Genomic DNA, 8,188 nt, shown 5'->3' with positions numbered 1-8,188 from the left:
ACGGCCTCATTTCTCGCTGCCGTCCAGATCAGATGCATCGCTCTCTGGGCTAAAATCTTGTGACGACACTATCTAGACAATCTTCATAATTTATTTACACAACTTGTAACTGTTTGACGGTTTTATGATCCTGGTCATATACAAGCGATGAAAAAGACTCATGATAATCATTATCATTTGTATTTTTTACGGTACGCAAGGTGGCTATTTCCCGTTCCTTTCTGATGGTTCTGTTTGGTCTGCTCTTTAGTGCCTGCGTGTGGGCGGAAACCAACTATGCGCCGTTTATTGAAGATATAGAGCAACGCCTTGATAAAACGGCGGAACTTTATCAACAGCAAAAAACTAACGAAGCCCGTCGCGAAGTGCAGATGGCCTATTTCGAGGTATTCGAAAACCTGGAAGGCCCCATTCGCATCAACTTCTCCGCCAGCAAAAGCTACGAGATGGAAAGCACCTTCGGCGAAATCCGCAAGATGATCGGCGACGGCAAACCCCTGAGCGACGTGCAGGCCAAAATCGACGGGCTGAAAAAAGCGCTGCGTGAGGTCGAGCCGGTGCTGGATGGTGGACACAAGCTGGTCGCTGAAGAGCAGCATACGGCGCTCTCCCGCGATGATATCGCCGTCCACTGGCAGGAGAGCTTCCGCACCATTGACGATTTACTGGCCCAGGCCGTCACCGACTACCAGGCGGGCAATTTCACGGTCGCCAGCCAGCACGTCCAGCAGGCTCACTATCAGGGCTTCAAGAATTCAGAAATGGAGATGTCGGTGCGGCAAAACCGCTCGGCCAAAGACGCCGCCTCCATCAACCAGCAGTTCACCTCGCTGATTGCACTAACCGCCGAGCCTGACCACCTGAACGATGTCTCTTACCAGACCACCGCGCTGTTGCAGGATATCGAAGACCTGTTACCTGGCCTGCCGACGACCCGTGACGATCAGCCCGTCAGTGCGCCAAAACCGGCTGCCGATAATCTCCCGGCGGCAAGCGATGCGCCAGCCAATGCCGACTGGGCAAGCGTAGCGTCCGGTATTAATCAGAGCATCAGCGACGCCATTGCGCGCTACAAAGACGGCAATGCGCAGGATGCCATCATCGATGTCCAGGATACCTATTTCGACCATTTTGAAGCGACCGGCATGGAGAACAAAATCGGCTCCCGTGATTCCGCGTTCAAAACGACGCTCGAAAACCACTTTACCCGTCTGGTCAGCCTGATGAAGGCCGGGCAGCCGGTTGAGGCGCTAACCGCCGAAGCCACCGCGCTGCAAAACGATCTGCAAAGTGCCGTCACCATGTTGGGCGAAGGGGAAGAGACCCAGTGGAGCCTGCTGATTTACAGTCTGATGATTATCGTGCGTGAAGGGCTGGAAGCGTTGCTGATTGTGGCGGCTATCGTTGCGTACATGGTGAAAAACAACCATCAGGACAAGATGCCGCTGATTCGTCAGTCGGTGCTGGTGGCACTGGCCGCCAGCGTCGTAACGGCGGTTATCTTCCAGATGCTGTTCACCAACTCCGGGGCCAGCCGCGAGTTGCTCGAAGGTTTCACCATGCTGATTGCCGTGGTGATGCTCTTCTCCATGAGCTACTGGCTGCTCTCGAAAGTGGAAGCGCGCCACTGGAAAGCCTGGCTGGAGGGCAAGTTATCTCATTCATTAACGCGCGGTTCTCTGGTCGGCCTGTGGTTGACCTGCTTCCTGGCAGTGTATCGCGAGGGCGCGGAAACCGTGCTGTTCTACTTCGCCCTGATTGGCGATGCGAAGGATGTGGCGGGCCATATGGCCATTGGCGGCGGTTTCGTCATTGGCTGCGTGGTGCTGCTGGTGGCCTGGCTGGTGATGCGTTACACGGTCGTCAAGCTGCCGCTCAAACCCTTCTTCATGTTCACCGGCAGTTTTATGTACCTGATGGCATTCGTATTTGCCGGGAAAGGGGTGCTGGAACTGGTGGAAGGCAAGTTGTTCCAGCCAACGTTAATTAATGGGATGCCGGAATTCGGCTGGCTGGGCATTTATCCCTATGTGGAAACGCTGTTGCCGCAGGCGGTGCTGCTGCTTGCTGCCGTGGTGGCGCTGTGGGTCATGCGCCGTCGTAACCACGTTTCGGGGGAGACAATTAAAAATAACCCGTAGCCAATTTTTAAGACGAGAGGATTAGTCATGACCATCAAGAAGACCTTGATTGCCGGTGCCGTAATGACCGGAATTTTCACTGCACCAGCAGCGTTGGCGTTTCAGGAACACCCGGCGGGCGAGCCGATCAAAATGAACGAAATGGAGCTGGCTGCCGTTTACCTGCAGCCTATCGACATGGAACCGCGTGGCATGGGTCTGCCAGCGGCGAAATCCGATATCCATCTGGAAGCGGACATTCACGCGACTGAGGGTAACAAAAACGGCTTCGGCGCGGGCGAATGGGTTCCGTACCTGACCATCAGTTACACCCTGGTGAACAATGACACCGGTGAGAAACAAGAAGGCACCTTTATGCCGATGGTGGCAAGCGATGGCCCGCACTACGGCGCGAATATCAAAATGATGGGTGTGGGTAACTACAAAGTGACCTACCACATTGAGCCGCCAGCAAAAGCCGGTATGCACCGTCATACCGACACCGAAACCGGTGTCGGCCGCTGGTGGAAACCGTTCGACGTTAGCTACGACTTCAAATACGTCGGCCTGAACTGATAAGGCGCAGGTGTTTGTGTCGCTTAGGCGGGGTGGTCATTTGATCATCCCGCGATCTGTTTTTCTGGTGCGCCACCTTTTTGTCTCCGCCACACCCGAGTCGAAGTTATGAGTTACTTTTTCGTCACCACGCTACAGGTTTTTTTCTGCGTAGCCCTGCTATCCGGCCTGCTCTGGAGCCGTAGCCCGCTGCCCACCGTGCGTTCACTGATGTGGACGGCGCTGCCTGGGCTGATTGCCGGGCTGCTCTTCGGTTTACTTTTCCGCGGTTCTCAGCAAATCCAACTGCTGCTGGTCTGCGCCGAAATCCTCGTGTCGTTCCTGTTTCTGCTTAGCTTCTGGTGGACACCGCATCGCCTGCGTTACCTGTGGCAGGCGGTTCTGGTGCTGGGCGCGGCGCGTCACTGGGGGCTGGACCCGAACCTTGGCGGCCTCACCAGTACCCATGTGCTGAACACCGATCTGCTGCTGAACCTCACCTCGCTGGTGCTGGCGTTCGCGGTGCTGAGCCTGGTGGCGGTGCTGTGCGGCATGCTGATAAGCCGGATGCGCTGGCTCTACTGGCCACTGACGGTCATCGTGATGATCATGCTCTGGCTGCCGCTCAGCGGTAACCTGCTGTTGCTGCTGATGAAGCTGCAGGTGATGCCGCTGCTGAAACCGCTGTTGAGTTTTGTGGCGCGGGCGACGAATAACGCGCAAATGTATAACTGGGTCGGCGCGGGTTTGCTCCTGCTGCTCGGCCTGTGCTGGCTGCCCCGCTTACGCCGCTATTTCCGCGATGTCTGGACCACCCACGACCCGATTGCGCACCGTCTGGCCCGTGCTCAGCGCCGTAACGCGCTGCGTCTGTTAATGACCACGGTCGGTTGTGCTGCCGTCGTTATAGGCAGCCAGCTGTGGTGGGACCTGGTGGCTTCGCAGCCGCCGCAACTGTCGGAAGCTCAGCCGGTGACGCTTGCCAGCGACGGCATGGTGCATCTGCCGGTTGAACAACTGCGCGACGGCAAACTGCACCGTTTTGTGTGGGTGGCGGATGACGGCAAAGCGGTGCGCTTTTTCATCATCAACCGTTACCCGGACAAATTGCGCTTCGGCGTGGTCTTCGACGCCTGCCTGCTGTGCGGCGATCAGGGCTATGTGATGGAAGGCAATCAGGTGATCTGCGTGGCCTGTGGGGTGCACATCTTTATCCCATCGATTGGCAAAGCGGGCGGCTGTAACCCGGTGCCAATCGACAACTGGCGCAACGACGAGAAAGAGCTGATCATCCCCGGTGACGCGCTGGCGGCAGGGGTGAACTACTTCTCCACGGTGATGACCATCAAGGTGACCGACCCGGTGGACAAAACGACTCTGACCAACACGTCTGCAGAGTACAAATACAGTTGGGGCGGCAAAACCTGGTTCTTCGCGTCCGAAGCGAACTATAACCGCTTCCGCAATGCGCCCGAGCAGTTCGCGCCCGGCGTGGTGAAGGAGGAATAGTCATGTTATGGCGAATGCTACGGCAATCCTGGGGGCGCAATCTTCGGCGCAAAATGCTGGCGATCCTGACCGTTTTCCTGGCCTCCAGCCTGATTTCGGCGCTGCTGGCGGTGTCGATTGATATCGGCGACAAAATGTCGCGCGAGCTGAAATCCTACGGTGCGAACATTCTCATTGAGCCTGCCGGACAGGCGGCGCTCCCCGCGATGTTCAGCGAGAAGAGCAACCCGCTCTCCGGCCAGGATTTCCTCGACGAAGCCGAATTGCCGAACATCAAAGATATCTTCTGGCGTAACAACATTGTCGGTTTTGCCCCGATGCTCGGCGGCGAAGTGACGGTCAACGGGCGTGATATTCAGGTGTTAGGAACCTTCTTTAGCCAGCCGGTGGATATCCCGGATGAAGAGGGGTACCAGACCGGGCAGCGTACGGTGAGCCCGTTCTGGCAGGTGAACGGCGAGTGGCCGCAGGAACCAACGGGCGATGTGCCGCAAACGCTGGTGGGCCACGCGCTGGCACGCAACAGCGGCTGGAAGGTGGGCGATATGCTCACGCTGAACGCCGGAAATCACACGCAAACCGTGGTGGTGAGCGGCATTTTATCCAGTGGCGGTGAAGAAGATAACCAACTGGTGATGCCACTGAATGTCGTCCAGCAACTGCTTAATTTGCAGGGCAAAGTGCAGGCGATTCGCGTCTCGGCCCTGACGGTGCCGGAAAACGAACTGTCGCGCCGCGCCCGCGAAAACCTCGATGCGCTGAACGCCGAAGAGTACGACCTCTGGTACTGCACGGCCTATGTTTCGTCTATCGCTCACCAACTGGAAGAGGCGATTTCCGGCGCGGAAGTGCGCCCGGTCTGGCAGGTTGCTGCCTCGGAAGGGGTGGTGATCGACAAAATCCAACTGCTGATGGGCGTGGTGACACTCGCCGCGCTGGCGGCTGCGGCGATGGGCATCGCCTCACTGATGACCAGTACCATTATGGAGCGCGCCAAAGAGATTGGCCTGATGAAAGCGCTGGGTGCGCGTCAGTGGCAAATTTTACTGCTGTTCTACCTGGAGGCGGCTTCCAGCGGCCTGGCGGGTGGCGCCGTGGGCTGTATTGCGGGGTGGGGGCTGGCGAAGGCCATCGGGCTGATGCTGTTTGACGCACCGCTCAATTTTGCCTGGGTGGTGATCCCCTGCGTGCTGGTGGTTGCGGTGCTGATTTCGCTGATTGGCACCTGGTTCCCGGCCCGGCGCATTGCCCGTCTTTATCCTGTGGAGGTGCTGTATGGCCGCTAAGCGCGACATGCTGTGGTTACTGGTGTGGCGAGCGTTGCGCCTGCGTTTGCAGCGCGTCAGCGTGGTGTTTGCCGCCCTCACCGTGGGGGCGACTATCGTCACGGCGCTCTCTGCCGTGTGGTTCGATATCAACACCAAAATGAGCGAAGAGCTGCGCACCTTCGGGGCGAACTTTTATATCGGCCCATCGCATGGTTCCAGCATGCCGCAGCCGGAACTGCAGGCCATTCTTGATAAGGCACCGAAAGGGTTAATCCACGGTGCCAGCCCCTGGCTGTACGGCATGGCGCGTACTGAACTGGAAAAAGTGGTGATCGTCGGGGTGTGGTTTGAATCGATGCAGAAACTGGCGCCGTACTGGCAGGTTACCGGCAACTGGATTGGCGTGAGTTTTGATGACCGGAACGCGATGGTTGGCGTCAAACTGGCCGAGCGTCTGAATGTGCGACCGGGCGACAGCATTACGTTGGTCGACCATAAAGAGCGCAAAAAGCTGCTGGTGAAGGGCATTGTCGAGGCGGGTGACGCCACCGATAACATGCTGATTGTCAGCCTCGACGTGGCGCAAAGCTGGCTGCATCAGCCGGATAAAATCAGCCACGCGCTGTTGAGCGTTAGCAACGACGTTGGGCAAGTGGAGAGCTACGCGCGGACCTTACAGCAGCAATATCCGGATCTTGAGATTCGCCCGGTGCGTAAAGTTTCGGCCTCCGAAGGGCAGGTGCTCGATAAGATCAAAGGGCTGATGGGGCTAGTCTCCATCGTCATTCTGGCGCTTTCATCGCTGTGCGTGAACACCACGCTGATGGCGATTGTCGGTGAACGTTCCCGTGAGTTCGCGCTGCAAAAAGCGCTCGGCTCGAGCAACGGCGACATCATGCGCCAGATGATGCTGGAAACCGGCATTATCGCGCTGGCGGCGGTGGTGACGGGCTGGATTCTGGGGTATCTGCTGGCGCAGTTGCTCGGCATGACGGTGTTCAATGCCGCCATTTCCCTGCGCCTGCCGGTACTGCCGATCACTCTGGTGCTGTCTTTGCTGGTCGCGGTGCTCGCGGCCATTGTTCCGGTACGACGCGCAGTGAGCGTTGAACCTGCAAAAGTATTGAAAGGAGAGTAACGCCATGTCTGTCACGCATATTCCGCAGATGGCGATTGAAACCCGCCATTTGTACAAGCGCTTCGGTGATGTCACCGCGCTGGATGACATTAATCTGCGTATCGCCCGGGGTGAGTTTGTGGCGATCATGGGCGCGTCCGGCTCCGGTAAAACCACGCTGATGAACATCCTGACCTGTCTGGACACCGCCACCGAAGGGCAGGTGATCCTTGACGGCACCGATGCCGCCGCGCTGGATGAAGAGGGGCGTCGCCGTTTCCGTGCCGAGAAAATCGGCCTCGTGTTCCAGCAGTTCCATCTGATCCCGTTCCTGACGGCGCTGGAAAACGTGATGCTGGCGCAGCACTACCATAGCGTGGTGGATGAAGCTGCGGCCCGCGCCGTTCTGGCGCAGGTGGGGCTTGAGCACCGCGTGACCCACCTGCCGAGCCAGCTTTCCGGCGGTGAGCAGCAAAGGGTGTGTATTGCCCGCGCGCTGGTCAATGAACCGCCGGTGATTTTCGCCGATGAGCCCACCGGTAACCTCGACGAAGAGAACGAACAGCGCGTACTGGACCTGCTGACCGACCTGCACCGTCAGGGTCGCACCATCGTGATGGTGACGCACAACCCGGCGCTTGGGCAGTTTGCGGACCGCATTCTGCGTTTACAGCACGGGAAATATCTGGGCGAGGAGAGGACACAACATGCGCTGGCTTAATGGGTTTGTCTTGCTGCTGCTGGTGCTGTTGAGCGGCTGCAAAGAAGAAAAACTGGCACAGGGCGCTCCCGCACCTGCGCTGGCGGCGTTTGATTTGCACGGTAAAGACGCCAGCCTCGACAGCTGGAAAGGGAAGGGGATTTACCTCAATTTCTGGTCAGCAAGTTGTGGTGGTTGTCTGGCAGAGATGGACACCCTGCAGGCGCTCAGCAAACAGTATGGCGACAACGTGGTCGTGGTGGCGGTGAACACCGACCCGGATTCCGTGGATATCCGCGCGCTGCTGGCGAAACACCAAATCACCTACCCGGTGGTGCGCGATCAGCTCAAGATCACTCAGGAGCGTTATCAGGTTATTGGTACGCCGACCTCGGTGATGATTGACCGTCAGGGCCGGGTGCTTGACCTGCATCAGGGCGTGCGTAAACCCGCGGAATTGCAGGAAACATTTCTACAGCTGGCGAGCAACTGAGTTTTTGATTTTGAAAATAGTCTGCCGGACGTTCGTAAAACCCTCCGGCAGATACCCATCGACAACGCTTGTTTCTGGTTATCGTGGAAGAACATTGTCAGTCTGGCGAAAGGAATCCAGGTAAGCCAGCATATTCATTCATACGACATCGTAAATTCCACGGCGGAATTTGCTGTTCCTCCGGTTATTGTTCCTGCTGTCTGGATATAACGCGCCTTCATGGGGATGGAATAGCTGCCGCCGGTTGTTTTGTTATAGCCCGTAAAATGGATCTTGGTATTAAAAGGAATATTATTACCATTATCATAGAGAACCTGGATACCAATGCCGGTGGCATCTGAAGTACTATGGAAGGTGCGATTTAATCGTCAATTATGAGAACATAACCCTTTCTTTGACATAGACTTTTCACGATGCCCGCTCTTG

General features: G+C 57.2%; 7 protein-coding genes and 1 pseudogene. 7 read left to right on the top strand and 1 reads right to left on the bottom strand.

Annotation, left to right across the window (positions count from 1 at the left end; translation table 11 throughout):
* Positions 1-224: 224 nt before the first annotated feature.
* The 7 genes from ACSZPU_RS20875 (at position 225) to ACSZPU_RS20845 (ending at position 7,762) form a co-directional block, all read left to right on the top strand.
* Entirely contained in the window at positions 225-2,141 is a 1,917-nt protein-coding gene (locus ACSZPU_RS20875; RefSeq protein ID WP_499002776.1) for an FTR1 family iron permease, read from the top strand.
* Positions 2,142-2,168: 27 nt separating this feature from the next.
* The gene (locus tag ACSZPU_RS20870; protein ID WP_499002775.1) at positions 2,169-2,696 is read left to right on the top strand and encodes an iron transporter; all 528 of its coding nucleotides are present in this window, start codon (positions 2,169-2,171) and stop codon (positions 2,694-2,696) included.
* A 108-nt stretch (positions 2,697-2,804) separates the two neighbouring features.
* Positions 2,805-4,184, top strand: a complete 1,380-nt coding sequence (locus ACSZPU_RS20865) for a Fe-S-containing protein (RefSeq protein WP_499002773.1) — start codon at positions 2,805-2,807, stop codon at positions 4,182-4,184.
* 2 nt (positions 4,185-4,186) lie between these two features.
* Positions 4,187-5,470 carry an ABC transporter permease gene (locus ACSZPU_RS20860; RefSeq protein ID WP_499002771.1) on the top strand — a complete coding sequence of 428 codons (1,284 nt, stop codon included), beginning with the start codon at positions 4,187-4,189 and terminating at the stop codon, positions 5,468-5,470.
* On the top strand, positions 5,460-6,590 hold the full coding sequence (locus tag ACSZPU_RS20855; RefSeq protein ID WP_499002769.1) for an ABC transporter permease: 1,131 nt from the start codon (positions 5,460-5,462) through the stop codon (positions 6,588-6,590). Before ACSZPU_RS20860 ends, ACSZPU_RS20855 begins: the two co-directional genes overlap by 11 nt.
* A gap of 4 nt (positions 6,591-6,594) precedes the next feature.
* Positions 6,595-7,290: an ABC transporter ATP-binding protein gene (locus ACSZPU_RS20850; protein ID WP_115463916.1), complete on the top strand. Its 696-nt coding sequence runs from the start codon at positions 6,595-6,597 to the stop codon at positions 7,288-7,290.
* Complete coding sequence (locus ACSZPU_RS20845; RefSeq protein WP_499002767.1) at positions 7,277-7,762, top strand: TlpA family protein disulfide reductase; 486 nt, start codon at positions 7,277-7,279, stop codon at positions 7,760-7,762. The genes ACSZPU_RS20850 and ACSZPU_RS20845 overlap by 14 nt, the downstream gene beginning before the upstream one ends.
* A 134-nt stretch (positions 7,763-7,896) precedes the next feature.
* Here the strand turns inward: ACSZPU_RS20845 and ACSZPU_RS20840 are convergent.
* Positions 7,897-8,094, bottom strand: a pseudogene (locus ACSZPU_RS20840) (fimbrial protein); the annotation flags it as partial.
* Between the last annotated feature and the right edge of the window lie 94 nt (positions 8,095-8,188).

It is taken from the genome of Phytobacter sp. V69, from assembly GCF_965644215.1.
GTDB lineage: Bacteria > Pseudomonadota > Gammaproteobacteria > Enterobacterales > Enterobacteriaceae > Phytobacter.
Note: the sequence above shows the minus strand (reverse complement) of the source record. Positions and strands in the feature narration are given on the sequence as shown.